Below are 15,741 nucleotides of genomic sequence, written 5' to 3' on the forward strand. Positions count from 1 at the left end.
GCCGGCAGTATTGATGCTGTCGGTTTTTTGTCAAAAATACGCCCATTCTGCAGCAGTCTGACAAATAAAAGTTTCAGCGCTTCTAACCTGCTCCGATTGATTAATACACCTGTATATTAGCAATCTGTTATTGGCATGAAGCAGACATTGCTAACGGGACAAAATGTCCGCTTTGAGCGAGGAGCGGAAGTTCACGATTCTTATTACTATTGGTTAAAAGAGAACTCCCGGGCAGGTTAACGAGTAGCACAGTTATGGATGAAGCAGGATCTAATGCTGATGTGATCGAGGCCGCGTCAGCAGATAACATAAAAAGTTAGCAAAATCCCTTTCTAGCAATTACTGTGAGGGAAATTCCTTCTTCAAATCGGGATACCCGTTTTGAGATCAAGCTTAAACGGCTCCCATCCTCCTGGCGGATCCCACTCTCCAAGGCCAAGCACCGTATCATTCTCTATTGATGTAATGATCACGCCATCAATGGCGCATTGAATGGATTTCCAGAGAATGCCCCCTGCAATTTCAATCAGAAAAACGTGACAGTAAGTGGTGACCATAACCCGATCATGTAGCCTGTCAGAATGGACGTCAGGAATTGAATAAATATGAGCAACGTAATCACCTAGTGAATGGCTTCTGAACGAGTGAGTGGTCATGTCAATAACATGAAAGTGATCGCCACAAATGATTGCTATGTGAGAGTCATTCAGGAGAAATTCAGAAAAGGCGCTGGAAATTAGCCAGCCATCTTCATCCGCACGAACATACAACTGTAAAATAAGAATGGGCTCAGCGTCCTTACTGATTAGTAGTCGCCGATCCTTTTCTCCATTAGTGCCAAAAGGATTGACGTCTATGATTGAAACACCTTCCGTTTCATCACCGGGCGTTGGCTGTTCATGATAGGTCGCTTGTAATGTCATTGAGCATCCAGAGTTGGACAGGAGAAGAACTCATACTACTTTACAAGCTGATGTCACGACAGCACCGTTGTTGCTTCTGCCCATGTTGCATATTGTGTTGACCAGCCCAATCACCACGGCCTTAATTAATAAAAGACAAAATCTAATCCAGCGGGATGTCCCCACCCCGCTGTGTAAACAGCATTAACCAATATTCGGCGTTTCGGCCTGTGGAGCAATTAAGCCTTTATTTCTTAAAGCTTGCCAGAAGCCCTGAGGGATGACTTCTGCCATTGCTTTGCTGTCTTCGATAAGGCGCGAAGGTCGGCTGGCGCCGGGGATCACCGCAGCGAATAGCGGCTCGGCCAGCGGGAATTGCAGCGCCGCGGCTTTAACATCTACTCCGTACTGGCGGGCGATGTCGTGAATGACTTTGACCTTCTCGAGGATCTCCGGAGACGCCTCGCTGTACTCAAAATGCTTGCCGCCCACCAGCACGCCCGAGCTGTAAGGGCCTCCGGCGATAAACTCGGCGTTGTTGGCTCTCGCCTTGGCCAGCAGTCGTTGCAGAGGTTGTTGGTGATCGAGCAGCGTATAGCGGCCCGCCAGCAGGAAGCCGTCTGGGCGGACGTCATCGAGATCCAGCAGCAGTTCGCAAGGCTCGACGCGGTTCACGCCCAGCCCCCAACCCTTGATAACCCCCTCTTCTTTCAACCGGGAAAGTGCTTTAAAAGCTCCTTTGCGAGCGATATTGAAATGCTCGATCCACTCGTCGCCATGCGCGTCCTGAGCCACATCGTGCACAAATACTAAGTCAAGACGGTCGGTTTTCAGCCGCTCCAGACTCCCCTCGATAGAACGCATGGTGGCATCTGCCGAATAGTCGGTCAGCATCTTGTTCTGGTTACCCAGCCCAAAAGCCCCGGCGCGAGGAGCAGCGTGCAGCTCGTCAGAAATGGGTCGCCCGACCTTGGTACTTAAGGTGTATTCACTGCGCTTATACTTCGCCAGCGCCTCGCCGAGTCGGGTTTCAGACAGGCCAGCGCCATACAGCGGCGCAGTATCATAGAAGCGGATCCCCTGCTGCCAAGCGGCTTCCACCGTTTCTGCGGCCTCTTCGTCAGACAGCGCGCGGAACATATTCCCCAGAGGGGCGGTGCCGAAGCCAAGGCGGCCGATGATCTTGTCTTTTAAACTCATAATTTTCTCCAATGTATGTTTCAGTCGCAGCTATAATAGATGTCACCTAGCATTTATACAATAGATGTTATATGACATTTATTTTGAAATACGTGAAAAACAATGAAGAAGGAAGACGTGTCGGCAAGCAGAGTGCCGACACGGGAGGCTGCGTTAAGCCTGCTGGCGAGTTGGCCGGAAGACGATTTCATTCACATCCATATCCTCGGGCTGCTCGATGGCGAAGATAATGGCGCGGGCGAATGAGTCAGCCGAAATAGCCGTAGACTGGTAGAACCCCAGCATCCCCTTGGCGACGTCAGCCTCGGTAATGCTGGCGGGAAGCTCAGTGTCCACCGCCCCCGGCGACAAAATAGTGGTGCGGATATTCCAAGGTTTTACCTCCTGCCGCAGCCCTTCCGACAGGGCGCGCACGGCAAATTTGGAGGCAGAATAGACCGTGCCGTTAGGCATGTTCTTGTGCCCAGCCACCGATGCCACGTTAACAAAATGGCCGGACATCTGGCGCTGCATGTGCGGCAGCGCCGCCGCGATGCCATAAAGCACGCCCTTGATGTTCACATCGATAGTGCGCTCCCAGTCTTCAACTTTTAGCCTTTCCAGCGCAGAAATGGGCATCAGCCCGGCATTGTTAACCATCACGTCAACTCGCCCGAAGGTCTGCACCGCGCTGTCCACCAGCCGTTTTACATCATCACGACGCGTGACGTCGGCCTCGACGGCAATCGCCCGATGCCCTTCGCCATTCAGCTCGTCCGCCAGCTGTTGCAGGCGGTCGATACGCCGCGCGCCCAGTACCAGACAAGCCCCCTGCTGTGCCAGTCGGCGTGCGGCGGCCAGCCCAAGACCACTGCTCGCGCCGGTGATCACAATGACTTTATCTTTGATATTGTTGTTCATAACAAGCTCCGAAAAATGATGTCAGAGCCGATGGTAGGTAAAAGAGTAGCAAGCCACTAGTAGGCCAGTTATTGACTCAGTAACAAGTAGAGGTTGATACTCGACATTCTATAAGGAGAGGAATAGCCATGCCTGTTAGCGACCTGCGCGCCATCGAAACCTTTATCAAAGCCATCGAACTGGGCAGTATTCGCCGAGCCGCGGCGGCTCAGGGAGTCAGCCCACAGGCGGCGAGTCAGGCGCTGGCGGGCCTTGAGCAGCGGCTCGGTGTGCGCCTGCTGCATCGCACCACCCGCAGTCTGGCGCTGACTACCGAAGGCCAGCAGTTTCTTGACGCCGCCCAGCCCGCGTTGGCGGCATTGGAGCGAGCCGGAGATCGGGTGCGTAATGTGAAAGACGCGATTGCGGGCCCGCTGCGCATCGTCGCGCCAAAGTATTCGTTTTTGCCGGTGCTTTGGCCGCTGCTTGATGAGTTCTGCGGACGCCATCCCGACGTCGAGCCGGACATCAAACTCGACGATCGCATTGGCAGTTGGGTGGAAGATCGCACCGACGTCGGCTTTCGTATTGGTCAGCCGCCGGAAGACGGTGTCTCGGTTCGCCGCCTGTTCGCCATGCAGCTGATTGTCTGCGCCTCTCCGGCTTATCTCGCCCGCCACGGCGCGCCGCAGAATATCGAGCAATTGGCCGCGCACCGTTGCAGCACCTTCCGCCACCCCGGCTCGGGGCGCGTGCTGCCTTGGCTGCTAAAAGTGGATGGCGAAGTGACTTCAGTTGACGTGCGCCCGGCGCTGTCGAGCAACGACGCGCAGCTCGAGACTCAGGCAGTGCTCTCAGGCCACGTGATTGGCCTGCTCTCCGGCCTGTCGGCGGCCGCGCCAATCCGCGCCGGACGGCTGGTGCCGCTGCTCACCCAGCACGTCACCGACCATATGAGTGTTCACGCCTATTACGGCAGCCGCGCGGCCCAGCCATCAAGGGTACGGGCCTTTATCGACCTGACTATCGAAAGGCTGCTGGATGCGCCGGACTACGTGCTCAGCGCGGAGGAGCTGGCAGAAAAGTCAGGCTGAACCGCCCCCGCCACGCCGAAAATAACCCTGTAGCAGCAAAGTCAGCTGCTCGGGCAGATGCTGGTCAAACTCGGGAGAGGAAAGCCCCTCCAGCAAGGCGCGCACCGGGCCTGCCAGCGCGCCGAGGGCAATGGCCGCCGTGACATCTGGGTCTTTAAACTGGGCGTCCGTCGCGCTCACCAGCATGGTTGAAACCGCCGCCGACATCCGCCGATGCACAATAGCCACCACGCGCGCGCCGTCGCGCTCCGCCGCCACGCGATACAGCGCCTTTGACTCCTCGGTGTCATGCAGTTTTGCCGCCAAAAACTCCTTCACTAGCCTTGCCGCCATCACATCCACCGGCTGGCCCTGACAGGCGACGCACACCTCTTCTACCGCTATCGCCACCCTCTCCAGATGATGGGCTAACACCGTCGCCAGCAGCGCATCGCGGTTGGGGTAATACTGGTAGACGCTGCCCACCGACATGCCAGCGCGCTCGGCAACCCGGGTAGTGTTGCAGCGCGCTAAACCCTCTTGAGTTAAAACCTGAATGGTTGCCGTGTGTAAAGCCGCAACGGTGGCCGCCGATCGGGCCTGAACTGGCGATTTACGGGGCTTGAGCGTCTTAGGAGGTGTGTTCATAAATGCGAATTCTAAACCTGAAGGATGATTCATATACTTGTACTTCCCCTACTCAGCGAAAGCAAGAAGACAACTATGACGAGCATCGATAACAGCGGCACATTCACCCTCGGCACGCACAGTGTAAAACGTCTGGGCTACGGCACCATGCAGCTCGCCGGTCCGGGCGTGTTCGGCCCGCCAAAAGATAAAAACGCAGCGCTGGCCGTGCTGCGTGAGGCCGCGGCATCGGGCGTAAATCACATTGATACCAGTGATTTTTATGGCCCGCACATCACCAATCAGCTGGTGCGCGAGGCGCTGCATCCTTATTCCGATGACTTGACGATTGTCACTAAAGTGGGCGCGAAGCGTGGGAATGACGGCTCATGGCTGAAGGCCTATTCGGCGCAGGAGTTGACCTCTGCGGTGCATGATAATTTACGCAATCTGCAACTGGACGTGCTCGACGTGGTTAACCTGCGCATCATGTTTGATACCCATAAACCGACGGAAGGATCGATAGAAGAACAGCTTAACGCGCTGGCCGAGCTGCAGCATCAGGGGCTGATACGCCACATTGGGGTGAGTAATGTCACCGCGAAACAGGTCGCCGAAGCGCGCAGTATCGCGCCGATTGTCTGTGTACAGAATATGTACAATTTGGCTCACCGCAAGGACGACGCGCTGATTGACGAACTGGCAGAGCAAGGCATCGCCTACGTGCCCTTCTTCCCGCTCGGCGGCTTCAACCCCTTGCAGTCAGCGGGTTTGCAGCAGGTGGCGGATGAGCTGAATGCCTCAACCATCCAAGTGGCGCTGGCGTGGCTGTTGCGCCGTTCGCCAAACATTCTGCTGATCCCCGGCACCTCGTCGGTGAGCCATTTGCAGCACAACCTCGCCGCCGCCGGGCTGGATATTCCGCAGGACGCGATGGATAAACTGAACCAGCTGGCGGGCTAATGGGCCTTAGTCAGTAAGTCAGTGATATAAGGCAGGATCTCTTTTTTGCGGCTAATTGCTCCCGGCAGCGAGCACGCGCCCTGCGGCAAAATGGCGTTGTGAGAGAAGTAGAGCGTCGAGTTGCGCAGGGAAATATCGGTCAGGATCAGTACCACGATGTCCAATCCCCTGGCCTGCCGCTCGCGCTCTATCTCTTCGAGCAGCTGCGGCACGAGCGGCGTCACGGCGGCGAAGGCGCTCACTTCAATTTGCGCCAACAGCAGTGACACACCGTTAATGGTGTAATTTTTGGCGTCTTTTTGCAGTAATTCCGCAGCCGTTTTGCCGCTGATATCGGTTTTCGCCGCCAGCAAGCCGTCGAGGAAATCCTGATAATTCAACCCATTAATTGCCAGCAGGGCTTTCACCGCCTGCTTATCCTGCGCCGTGGTGGTTGGCGACGTCAGCCCCACGGTATCACTCAAAATCGCCCCCAACAGTAGCGTCGCCTGGCTCGAGCTCACGGCCATTTCACTCTCGCGAGTCATAATCTGCCAGATGATGGTGCCACAGCAGCCCACCGCGCGAACCCAGATATCTGGCGGGTTCTTGGTCATTACCGTGCCAAGGCGATGGTGATCAATAATGCCAAGAATGTTGCTGGCGGGCAGCGACACTGGCCCCTGCTCGAACTCGGTAAAGTCCACCAGCCACACGGGTTTGTCTGTTAAATCCTCCACTAACAGCGGCGGCGCGGCCCTGTTGGCCTGCTTCAGAATATAGAGGGTTTCCGGTGTTAGCTCGCCAAGGCGAAAAGCCTGCGCTGGCTTCCCCATGGCGTTGAGCCAGTCGGCCGTCATCAGGGCGCTGCAAATCGTATCGCTGTCGGGGTTGAGATGACCAAAAACCGAAATCATAAATCGTCCTTTGAGTGTGCGGAGGCAATGGCGAAAGAGTAGCAGACCCTGAGCTGGCGCAGGCAATAATCCCCCACGGGTAGAGGCTCGCCGCCCTAATCATTCATCCGCTCAATGTAACCCTTTGCAATATAGACAATTTTCTTAGAAAGCATGCCGCAGAATAGAATTTAGCCGCTTGGTTAAGGCTTCTGACTTAACTATAGTTGCCCCGTTGCGGCAAAATCCGCAGTCGGGTTTCGCAGCCCGGTTAACTTATGAGGATCACTTAGTGGTATAACACTGAGTGTTAATGCTTTTGTTCGGCTATTGTTCTCGCAACACGCCATGTTGCGACAATATCTATGGTGGCTCAGGCAGGGCAACCTTCGGGTTGGCCGGTATCCTTGTAGGCCGGTACTGCGAACCCTGTCTGGGCTACCACCAAAAAGTTTCGCAGCTTAGGCGGAAGCTAAATTCTAGGACTCGGCGTTTTTAATCTCCGCCAACAGCTGCGCTTTCGCCACCGAGATAAAATCATCCGCCACCGAGTAGCCGCTGTTAGCACGGGCCAGGATCAGCGCGCCGACCATGGTCGATACCGCCGCCAGCGCCTTCGCGTGGTTGCTCTCCCCGGCGGCAAAGATCTCCACTAGCTTCTCAGTGCCCTGATGAAACGCCTCGCGCACCGGCTTATCTTCATCTTCCCGCGCCACGTCGCTCGCCAGCGAAGCCAGCGGGCAGCCGTCGCCCATGTTCTTGATATTGGAAGATGAGAGATAGTGCTCCACCAGCGCTTTTTGTTTTTCGGCTAACGTCTCGCCGGACGCCGCTTCTTCTTGCCAGTTGTGTACCGCCGTGTCGAAAGCGTTGGCACAGGCAATGGCGATCAGCTCATCTTTGGATTTGAAATGGCCGTAAAAGCCGCCGTGGGTCAGCCCGGCGGCGGACATCACGTCGGCAACGCTGACTTTCAGCCCCTGCTCGCGAAACAGCTTTGAGGAGACTTCCTCGATCAGGGCGCGGTTGCGCTCGGTTTCGGCTTTAGATACCCGTGGCATAGGACAGACTCCTGCTAAACTTGGCAATAGATGATATGTATCATATTACAATTTAGGCCATTGCTCTACGGCTGATGGCGGATTAAATATCCCTTGCCAAAAATAAATTATAGTCGTAATTTATTTTTTAAGCAGTAGAGCACTTAACTCTTCCCTATAAAACTGGAGACTGACCATGCCGATCGTACGCGTTGATATCATCAAAAACTCCGATAGCAGCTATATCGGGAAAATTGGCAAGATAATCTATCAGGCGATGCGCACCGCCATTAATGTGCCGGACAAGGACAACTTCCAAATCTTGAACGAGCACGCGCGGGATCACTTCGTCTATGACCCGGAATATCTTGGCATTCAGCGCACGGACCAGACGGTGATCATTCAAATCACCCTCAATGAAGGCCGAACTGTCGATCAGAAAAAGGGGCTGTATAAGACCATTGCCGACCAGCTTGCGCAGCAGTTAAGCATCCCGAAAGGCGATGTGTTTATCAGTCTGATTGAAGTGAAGAAAGAGAACTGGTCGTTCGGCAACGGCATCGCACAGTACGCCGAGTAACAGAGGAAGAAATAGTGAAAACGCCATGACGACAGCTGTGTCATGGCGTGTGAAAGGCTTAACGTGAGAAGCGCTTCGCGCCAAACACGCAGGCCAGAACCCCGGCCATGACGGCGATCATTGAGGGTTGAATGGTCTCTTGCAGCAGCCACCCTGCCAGCGCCAGCCCGAAGAAAGGCTGGAGCAGCTGGAGCTGGCCGACGGCGGCGATCCCGCCCATCGACAGGCCGCGATACCAGAAGATAAAGCCAATCAGCATGCTGAAAATCGATACATAGCCGAGGGAAGCCCACGCCTGCGGGCTGGCGACCGGCCAGCTTGCGGGTGCGGCGTACCACGCCAGCGCCAAAGCTACCGGCAGAGAAATCACCAGCGCCCAGCAGATAACTTGCCAGCCGCCCAGCTTGCGCGTCAGGACAGCACCTTCGGCATAGCCCAGCCCGCAGAGCACCACGGCGGCCAGCATAAACAGGTCACCCAGCCACGAACTGCCCGAGCCTTGGCTGAGGGCGAAAGCCGCCACCAGCAGGCTTCCCAGCACTGAAAAAGCCCAAAATGCCGGGCGCGGACGCTCGCCGCCGCGCAACACGCCAAAGCAGGCGGTCGCCAGAGGCAGCAGGCCGATATAAACCAGCGAGTGCGCCGAGGTAGTGTGTTGCAAGGCCAGCGCGGTGAGCAGCGGGAAGCCAATCACTACGCCGAGTGCCACCAGAATCAATGGAATAATGTCCTGCTTCTGCGGGCGCTTTTGCGCCGTCAATAGCAGCATGGCGGCGCCCAGCACTCCGGCAATCAGGGCGCGAATCGCAGTTAAAAATAGCGGGTCGAACTCCAGCACCGCCACCCGCGTGGCGGGCAGCGATCCGCTAAAAATCACCATGCCCAAGAAACCGTTAATCCAACCCTGCGTTGCGCGTTTTCCCTCTGCGCCCTCGGCCCCGCCGCGATGCTCTACCCCTGCCGTTTGACTACCCATTCCCAGACTGCCCCGCTGATTTTTATTAAAATTTTAAAAGGTGATTGAAATGCTCCGGCCACCATTTTCCACGCCGCGCGACACAAATATAGACACACTTTGCACAATTAATAGGGAGACACTTTTGATTGCTGCTTTAATCCGCCGCCATCTTCGGCAATACTGTGTGCATGAACAGCCTGTGTAAACCCACAGGCGGCGACAGTTAACCACGAGGGACGATCATGGGCGCGTTTTCCGGTTTCAATCAGCAGGGTTTGACCTTCCTGCTGCAACTCAGCCAGAACAACAATAAAGAGTGGTTTGAAGAGCATCGCGAGGTTTATCAGGAGAACCTGCTCAGCCCGTTTCGCCATCTGGTGTCTGACCTGAGCCAAGACATGCTGGTGATTGACGAACTGTTCGAGGTGCGTCCGTCCATTGGTAAAACCCTGTCGAGAATGCACCGCGACACGCGCTTCTCCAACGATAAGTCGATTTACCGCAGCAATATGTGGCTGTCGTTCAAGCGTTCACGCAAGAACTGGACCGACGCCCCGACTTACTTCTTCGAACTGGGGCCTGACTGGTGGCGCTACGGGCTGGGCTACTACAGCGCGACGCGCGTCACCATGGACCTGTTCCGCCAGCAGTTGAATCAAAAACCCGAGGAGTTCCTCAAGCTGGCGCGCCGCATTCCGTCGCATTTCACGGTGGAAGGTGACAGCTACAAGCGCCCGCTGGTGAAGGATCAGCCGGCTGAAATCGCCACCTGGTACAACAAAAAGTCCTTCGCGCTGATTAGCCATCATCAGGATATGGAGCCGCTGTTCTCCGGCAAGCTGGCAAGCCAGCTCAGCCAAGACTTCCACAAGCTGGCACCGCTGTACGATATGCTGATGAAGATTGAAGGTATGAAGAAGAATCAGATGCAGTTTGATGAGTAAAACCAGCCAGCGAAGCTGACTGGTTAGGCGGGCGATTTAGTGCGCGGCGTCTTGCAACACTTGCTCGATAAAGCGCGCGGAGTTGGTCATCGCCTGCATCGCTTCCGGCAAAATGGTGGCGTAAAAATGCCAGGCGTGGAACATGCCCGGCCACACTTCCAGCGTGACGCGCACCCGATGGTCGCCAAGGTGCGTCGCCAGACGCATGGCGTCACTGAGCATCACTTTGTTTTCACCAATCTGAATCATGATCGGCGGCAACTCGGTGACGTCGGCAAAAACCGGCGACGCCATCGGATGGTTTGGCAAAGCGTCTCCTAAGAAGCTGCGGGCCAGCAGGTTCAGGCTTTCACGGCTACAGGCTGGGTCATAGCCATCGCGGTTGAACATTGACGCGCCGGTATGCTCAAGGTTGGCCCACGGGGAGATGGCCACGCCCCCGGCGGGCAATGGCAGCCCCTTGTTGCGCGCTGCCACCATTACGCTGACCACCATCGCGCCGCCCGCTGACTCCCCGGCCAGCACGATGCTTTCCCCCTCAATGCCCTGCTCTAGCAGCCATTCATAGGCGCGGAGCACGTCATCAATCGGCGCAGGGAATGGGTGTTCAGGCGCCAGCCGATAGTCCGGCAGATAAACCCTCGCCCCCACCAGCTTGGCATAGTTGCCACCAATTCCCACATAGCCTTCTGGGGAACCGACCAGATATCCGCCGCCGTGGATATACATCACCACCGCGTCGGTTTTCAGTTCGTCCGGCGTGATGAGCAAGCCCGGCACGCCGCCCATATCTACCGACGTCAGGCTGACATCCTCGGGGTGCGGCTGTTTGGCCTGCATAGCATTATAAGCCGCGCGCACCTGATGGATATCCGACGCCGAGTTGTCGCCCCTAAGCACTGGCCCCAGCGCCGATAAAATCTGGTTACTTTCCGCCAGCGCGGCCTGCGTTTTTTGATTCAGCATGATCTTTCCTCTTAATGTGATTAGCGTTGATTTACGACAGAAAGGAATGCTATAGAAAACATTGGGGAATGTGTTTCCCCACTTAGGGAAGCAATTAGCCACAAACTGCGGCTGGGAGAATGGCGTGGAGCTGAACAGTATCAATGATATCGCCGCCTTTGTGGCCGCGGTCAGAGCAGGAAGTTATACCCGCGCGGCGGTCACTCTGGGGCTGACCCGTTCGGCCGTTGGCAAGAGTATCGTGCGTTTAGAAACCCGGCTCGGCGTGCGGCTGTTGAATCGCACCACGCGTAGCCTGAGCCTAACCGACGAAGGCCGGATTATGTATGAGCGCTGCCGGCAGATTTTAGAAGATCTGGAGGAAGTGGACAGCACCATGGCGCTGCGCCGGGTGGTGCCGACCGGCAGGTTGAAGCTCACCTCATCGCTGTCGTTTGGTCAGCGCCACATTTTGCCGTTGGTCGGCGAATACCTGCGCCAGTGGCCCGAGCTGCAGGCTGATGTCTCCTTCTCCGACCGCTATGTCGATATTATTGAGGAAGGTTACGACATTGCCATTCGCATTGGCGATGAGCGCGACGACTCGCGGCTGCTGTCGCGCACCATCGGCTGGCTGCAGGTGGTGACCTGCGCCTCGCCGGAGTACCTGCAACGCAAAGGCATTCCACAGCGCCCGGAAGACCTGTTCAACCACGACAATCTGTTTCTGTCGGGCGTGATGCGTCGCCGCGACTGGAAGTTTAAAACGTCAGAGGGAATTTACAGTTTTGACTGCCCCGGAAGGTTGAATATTGATAGCTCGGAGGCGATGCGCGAGTCGGCGCTGGCGGGATTCGGCATTATTAATCTGCCGACTTATCTGACTGCTGAAGATATTAAAGCGGGCCGACTGGTGCCGCTGCTGACGGCCTTCAACATGGAGCCGGAGCCTATCCGCCTGCTTTACCCGAGCAAACAGCACCTCTCGCCGCGCATTCGCGGATTTATTGATTTACTGGTGGAACGCTGGGCCGACGGCGTGCCTTGGCATCTTCCGAGTTCATAAACTGTGTATAAGAAAACTGCCGCACGGAGCGGCAGTTTGGTATGGCAAGTCAGGCAGGTTATTTCGCGCCTTTGGAGATAACCAACTTCTCCGCCGGGCGAGAATTCCACTCTTCTTCGGTGGTATCGAAGTTCTGCGCCAGCACGTAAGACGGGGTTTTCGCCAGCCAGTCGGACAGTGAAATATCCTGATAGATGCCGTTATCCAGCACCACCAGCACTTTCAGGTCTTCGTCACCGGTGTTCTCGATATAGTGACCAAAGCCCTGTGGCACATAGCCGACGTCGGTGGCGACAAACTCTTCGGTTTGCGCGTGACCGTGTGAGCCGAAGACGGTCATGCGGCCCTTGCCTGAAATGTAGTATTGCCACTCGTTGGCATTCGGGTGCCAGTGCAGTTCGCGCACCGCGCCCGGCTTCATGATTTCAATCACGCCGGTCATGGTGGTCGAAACTGGGAACTCTTTGGAAGAGACGATGTGAACGCTGCCGTCCTCACTTTCAAAGAACGGTGGCTCGCTCAACAACGGGTAGTGGTGCTTCAGCTTGGAGTCATCTCTGCCGCCGTTGTCGTGCGGCAGTGGCAGTGCCGGCGGTACGCGGCCAGCAACAATATAGGCCTCGCCCTGCTTGGCTTTAGAGAAAATAGACGACGGCATGTTAGTGCTTTTCGCCAAGACTTCTTTCGGCATGTGGGCAATCCAGTCGGTAATACTGAAAGTACCGAATTCGGAGAAATGGCCATTATCGAAAGTCAGAATAAAGTGCGCGCCGCCTTCCAATGCCTGAATGGAATGGCCGTAGCCTTTCGGGAAATACCATACATCGCCTTCGCCGAAGTCAGCCACTTCTGACGTGCCTTCCGGGTCAATAATAGTGATCCGCGCTTTGCCGGAGATCATATACGCCCATTCAGCGGCAATGGCGTGCCAGTGCAATTCACGCACTGCGCCCGCTTCGAGGGTCATATCCACCCCGGCAATACCTTCAGAAATAGGGAATTGTTTTACCGTCGCTTCCCGCGCCCAGCCACCGGGCAGAGAGCGTTTTTCACTGTCGGAAAATTTATATTTATAAAGTCCTTTGGCATCTTTTTTCGGTACAAAAGAGGTTGGCGGAACGATATTACGGTTTTCATCCGCAGAGGCAGTATTCATCATGGCACTGGCCAAGCTGACTGTCGCCGCGCCAGCGGCAGACATCTTCAACATATCACGACGTGTAAGCATTTATATTCTCCTTAAAGAATACAAAGCATAAACAGAATTTAATTATTTATTGGTATTTTGTTTATTACATTTTGTTGTTTTATGACTAAAAAGTTACAACGCTAAACCGTTGATAAATAGCGATCAAATAATAACTGTCAGTTTCAGGGGGCAACTATTTTTTTGGATTTATATCACATTAAAAAAGTAGGCAATCACCTAAGCCCGCCTTCATATTTACCAGACTAAACATGAGAATGAGAATTAAAACCTAGCGATATATATTAAATTATATACCGCTAGTTTACTCACTGAGATTAATTCTCAATATTAATAGGTTAGAAAGTATATCCGAGCGTAACGGAGACACTGCGCGGCGCGCCATAAACCGCGTAAGACGAGAGGTAGTCGTAATACTCTTTGTCGAACAGGTTATTGACGTTGGCCTGCACGGAGATCTGGCGCGTTACCTGATAACGGCTAAACAGGTTGACCAGCGCATAACTCCCCTGCTCGGCGCGCATATTGCCCTGCGGGCCATCAGCATACTGGAAGGTGGTGTTTTGCCAGTTCACGCCACCGCCGACGCTCAGGTCCGGCAGCATCGGCAGTTGATAGCGGGTAAATAGCTTAAGGGTGGTGCGCGGCAAATCGGAGTTAATCGCATTACCATTGTTATCGCTGGCAACAAAGCGCGAGCCGCCGAAGGTCATTTGCAGGTTGTCTGTCATTGCGCCGTTGACCTCAAACTCCACGCCTTTACTCACCGTACCGTTAACCGCGTGATAAGCCGATTCGGTGGTGCCCGAAATATAAGTGCCGTCTTCCTGCGCCAGATTATCCTGCTCGATGCGGAACACCGCGATGGACGCCGTCAGGCGGCTGTTGTTCCAGTCACCTTTCACGCCTGCTTCGTAGTTTTTGCCTTGAATCGGATCGAGGTAGTTTTTGTTGCTATCGCGCTGGGTCTGCGGCTGGAAAATCGAGGTGTAGCTGGCGTAGGCCGACCAGGTATCGTCAATGTCATACACCACGCCCGCGTATGGGGTGACGTCGGTTTTATAGCTGGTGGCCGTGGTGCCGTCGGCGCGCCAGTCGGTGTAACGTGCGCCAACGATCAGCGACAGCGGGTCAGCCAGCGAGAAGCGCGCGGCGGTATAGGCCGACTTCTGGCGAATAGTATCATTGGAAAGATCGGCCCAGTCACTCCACTGCGGATCGCCAGTGTGGCCATTCCAGTTATTATAATTGCCAATATCGGCTTCACTCAGCGTCGCCTGAGTATTGCGATACTGATTGCGCTGGCGGCTGTAGCTGGTGCCGACCATCAGCTGGTGCCCACGCCCCAGCAGCTCGAACGGCCCGTTGGCGAAGGCATCCACCGAATCCACTTTACGGGTACCGATGTTCCAGCCGCCGTAGCCCATCACGCCCGCGCCCGTCTGCTTATCTGGGTAGCCTGAGCCGTACATCATTTTGGTATCGAAATCGGTTTCAGCATGAGTGCCGTTGAGGCGCGCCTGCCAGCCGTTATCAAACTTTTGCGTCAGGTTGGCGAAGACCTTTTTTGACTCGATATCGGAATAAGCCCAGTCCGGCGCGGCGTTAAAGCTGCGGTCGAAATGGGTGCGGCTGCCGTCGCTATACCACGTCGGAATGCCACCCCACGTTGGGTTGGTGGTGTCATTTTGCTGGTAGTCGTAGCCGAGAGAGAGCTGGGTGGAGTCCGTCAGGTCGGCATCCACCACGGCGTAGAGGAATTTTTTCCGATAGTGATAACGGTCCAGCCAAGTGTCGTTGTCCTGATAACCGGCAATCACACGGCCGCGCACCTTGCCTGATTCGGTGAGTGGCGCGGATAAGTCACCCACGATACGCTGCTTATCCCAGCTGCCGTAGCTGCCGGTGACCGAGCCTTGGAACTCTTTGCTGTCGGCATGCTTACGCACCATATTCACCGCCGCCGACGGGTTGCCCGCGCCGGTCAGCAGGCCAGTCGCGCCGCGCACCACTTCGATTCGGTCATAGATTGCCGTATCTGAGCCGCCGTCACCGAAGTTCCATACCGGGCTGAGGGTGGTTGGGATATCGTCAAACAGGAAGTTATTAATGAAGAAGCCGCGAGAGTAGTAGGTCGAACGGTCTGAGTCGATGTTGCTGGCGGTAATGCCGACGGTGTTGTTGAGCACGTCACCCACGGTTTGCAGGTTTTGGTCCGCCATGCGCTGCTTGCTGATAATGCTCACCGACTGAGGAATATCGCGCGGCACCAGTAGCATCTTAGTGCCTGCGGTAGTCACCGGCACGCTGTAATCCTGCATGCCCGCCTCACCCTGCGCGGGGGCGGTGGCGCTAACCACCACAGTGTCATCCGCCGCCTTCGTCGGCGCTACCTGTTCTGCCATCACCCCTTGGTATGATGAAGCCACAAAAACCGCCATCACGGAGAGAGAAAAGCGTCCGCCAGAGGTCTTTATTCCTA

Annotated in this window: 16 protein-coding genes; 6 read left to right on the top strand and 10 right to left on the bottom strand. The window is 55.5% G+C overall.

Annotation, left to right across the window (positions count from 1 at the left end):
• Positions 1 to 362 precede the first annotated feature (362 nt).
• From ACT3RT_RS06200 to ACT3RT_RS06210, 3 genes are all read right to left on the bottom strand, one after another.
• The gene (locus ACT3RT_RS06200; RefSeq protein ID WP_353501751.1) at positions 363 to 923 is read right to left on the bottom strand and encodes a hypothetical protein; all 561 of its coding nucleotides are present in this window, start codon (positions 921 to 923) and stop codon (positions 363 to 365) included.
• A gap of 183 nt (positions 924 to 1,106) precedes the next feature.
• Positions 1,107 to 2,102 carry an aldo/keto reductase gene (locus ACT3RT_RS06205; protein ID WP_353501750.1) on the bottom strand — a complete coding sequence of 332 codons (996 nt, stop codon included), beginning with the start codon at positions 2,100 to 2,102 and terminating at the stop codon, positions 1,107 to 1,109.
• A 153-nt stretch (positions 2,103 to 2,255) separates the two neighbouring features.
• Positions 2,256 to 3,002, bottom strand: a complete 747-nt coding sequence (locus tag ACT3RT_RS06210; RefSeq protein WP_353501749.1) for an SDR family oxidoreductase — start codon at positions 3,000 to 3,002, stop codon at positions 2,256 to 2,258.
• A 128-nt stretch (positions 3,003 to 3,130) separates the two neighbouring features.
• Here ACT3RT_RS06210 and ACT3RT_RS06215 point away from each other — a divergent pair, with 128 nt between their 5' ends.
• Positions 3,131 to 4,075 (top strand): LysR family transcriptional regulator, encoded by a 945-nt coding sequence (locus tag ACT3RT_RS06215; RefSeq protein ID WP_496202671.1) that lies wholly within the window; start codon positions 3,131 to 3,133, stop codon positions 4,073 to 4,075.
• Here the strand turns inward: ACT3RT_RS06215 and ACT3RT_RS06220 are convergent.
• Positions 4,067 to 4,702, bottom strand: coding sequence for a TetR/AcrR family transcriptional regulator (locus ACT3RT_RS06220; RefSeq protein ID WP_496202672.1), 636 nt, complete (start codon positions 4,700 to 4,702; stop codon positions 4,067 to 4,069). The two genes, ACT3RT_RS06215 and ACT3RT_RS06220, sit on opposite strands and share 9 nt — an antisense overlap.
• Positions 4,703 to 4,777: 75 nt before the next feature.
• Between ACT3RT_RS06220 and ACT3RT_RS06225 the strand changes: the two genes are divergently transcribed.
• Positions 4,778 to 5,644: an aldo/keto reductase family oxidoreductase gene (locus ACT3RT_RS06225; protein WP_496202673.1), complete on the top strand. Its 867-nt coding sequence runs from the start codon at positions 4,778 to 4,780 to the stop codon at positions 5,642 to 5,644.
• On the opposite strand, the gene ACT3RT_RS06230 is transcribed toward ACT3RT_RS06225, so the two are convergent.
• Positions 5,641 to 6,540, bottom strand: coding sequence for a DHH family phosphoesterase (locus ACT3RT_RS06230; protein WP_496202674.1), 900 nt, complete (start codon positions 6,538 to 6,540; stop codon positions 5,641 to 5,643). The two genes, ACT3RT_RS06225 and ACT3RT_RS06230, sit on opposite strands and share 4 nt — an antisense overlap.
• 308 nt (positions 6,541 to 6,848) lie before the next feature.
• On the opposite strand from ACT3RT_RS06230, the gene ACT3RT_RS06235 reads away from it, so the two are divergent.
• Positions 6,849 to 6,932, top strand: coding sequence for an ash family protein (locus tag ACT3RT_RS06235; protein WP_353503948.1), 84 nt, complete (start codon positions 6,849 to 6,851; stop codon positions 6,930 to 6,932).
• Between the two features lie 66 nt (positions 6,933 to 6,998).
• Here the strand turns inward: ACT3RT_RS06235 and ACT3RT_RS06240 are convergent, their stop codons facing one another.
• Positions 6,999 to 7,580: a TetR/AcrR family transcriptional regulator gene (locus ACT3RT_RS06240; protein WP_185687976.1), complete on the bottom strand. Its 582-nt coding sequence runs from the start codon at positions 7,578 to 7,580 to the stop codon at positions 6,999 to 7,001.
• Between the two features lie 175 nt (positions 7,581 to 7,755).
• On the opposite strand from ACT3RT_RS06240, the gene ACT3RT_RS06245 reads away from it, so the two are divergent.
• The gene (locus ACT3RT_RS06245) at positions 7,756 to 8,139 is read left to right on the top strand and encodes a tautomerase family protein (RefSeq protein WP_496202675.1); all 384 of its coding nucleotides are present in this window, start codon (positions 7,756 to 7,758) and stop codon (positions 8,137 to 8,139) included.
• 58 nt (positions 8,140 to 8,197) lie between these two features.
• On the opposite strand, the gene ACT3RT_RS06250 is transcribed toward ACT3RT_RS06245, so the two are convergent.
• Positions 8,198 to 9,115, bottom strand: coding sequence for a DMT family transporter (locus ACT3RT_RS06250; RefSeq protein WP_496202676.1), 918 nt, complete (start codon positions 9,113 to 9,115; stop codon positions 8,198 to 8,200).
• Positions 9,116 to 9,336: 221 nt separating this feature from the next.
• On the opposite strand from ACT3RT_RS06250, the gene ACT3RT_RS06255 reads away from it, so the two are divergent.
• A complete protein-coding gene (locus ACT3RT_RS06255) occupies positions 9,337 to 10,041 on the top strand; it encodes a DUF2461 domain-containing protein (RefSeq protein WP_353503947.1) in 705 nt (234 codons plus the stop codon).
• A gap of 36 nt (positions 10,042 to 10,077) precedes the next feature.
• Here ACT3RT_RS06255 and ACT3RT_RS06260 read toward each other — a convergent pair whose 3' ends face one another.
• Complete coding sequence (locus ACT3RT_RS06260; RefSeq protein WP_496202677.1) at positions 10,078 to 11,007, bottom strand: alpha/beta hydrolase; 930 nt, start codon at positions 11,005 to 11,007, stop codon at positions 10,078 to 10,080.
• A gap of 124 nt (positions 11,008 to 11,131) precedes the next feature.
• Here ACT3RT_RS06260 and ACT3RT_RS06265 point away from each other — a divergent pair, with 124 nt between their 5' ends.
• Positions 11,132 to 12,052 carry a LysR family transcriptional regulator gene (locus ACT3RT_RS06265; protein WP_485903197.1) on the top strand — a complete coding sequence of 307 codons (921 nt, stop codon included), beginning with the start codon at positions 11,132 to 11,134 and terminating at the stop codon, positions 12,050 to 12,052.
• Between the two features lie 58 nt (positions 12,053 to 12,110).
• Here the strand turns inward: ACT3RT_RS06265 and ACT3RT_RS06270 are convergent, their stop codons facing one another.
• The gene (locus ACT3RT_RS06270) at positions 12,111 to 13,280 is read right to left on the bottom strand and encodes a cupin domain-containing protein (RefSeq protein WP_396132543.1); all 1,170 of its coding nucleotides are present in this window, start codon (positions 13,278 to 13,280) and stop codon (positions 12,111 to 12,113) included.
• A 317-nt stretch (positions 13,281 to 13,597) separates the two neighbouring features.
• Positions 13,598 to 15,700, bottom strand: coding sequence for a ferric-rhodotorulic acid/ferric-coprogen receptor FhuE (gene fhuE, locus ACT3RT_RS06275; RefSeq protein WP_496202913.1), 2,103 nt, complete (start codon positions 15,698 to 15,700; stop codon positions 13,598 to 13,600).
• Between the last annotated feature and the right edge of the window lie 41 nt (positions 15,701 to 15,741).

It is taken from the genome of Ewingella sp. AOP9-I1-14 (assembly GCF_052375995.1).
Lineage (GTDB): Bacteria > Pseudomonadota > Gammaproteobacteria > Enterobacterales > Enterobacteriaceae > Ewingella > Ewingella allii.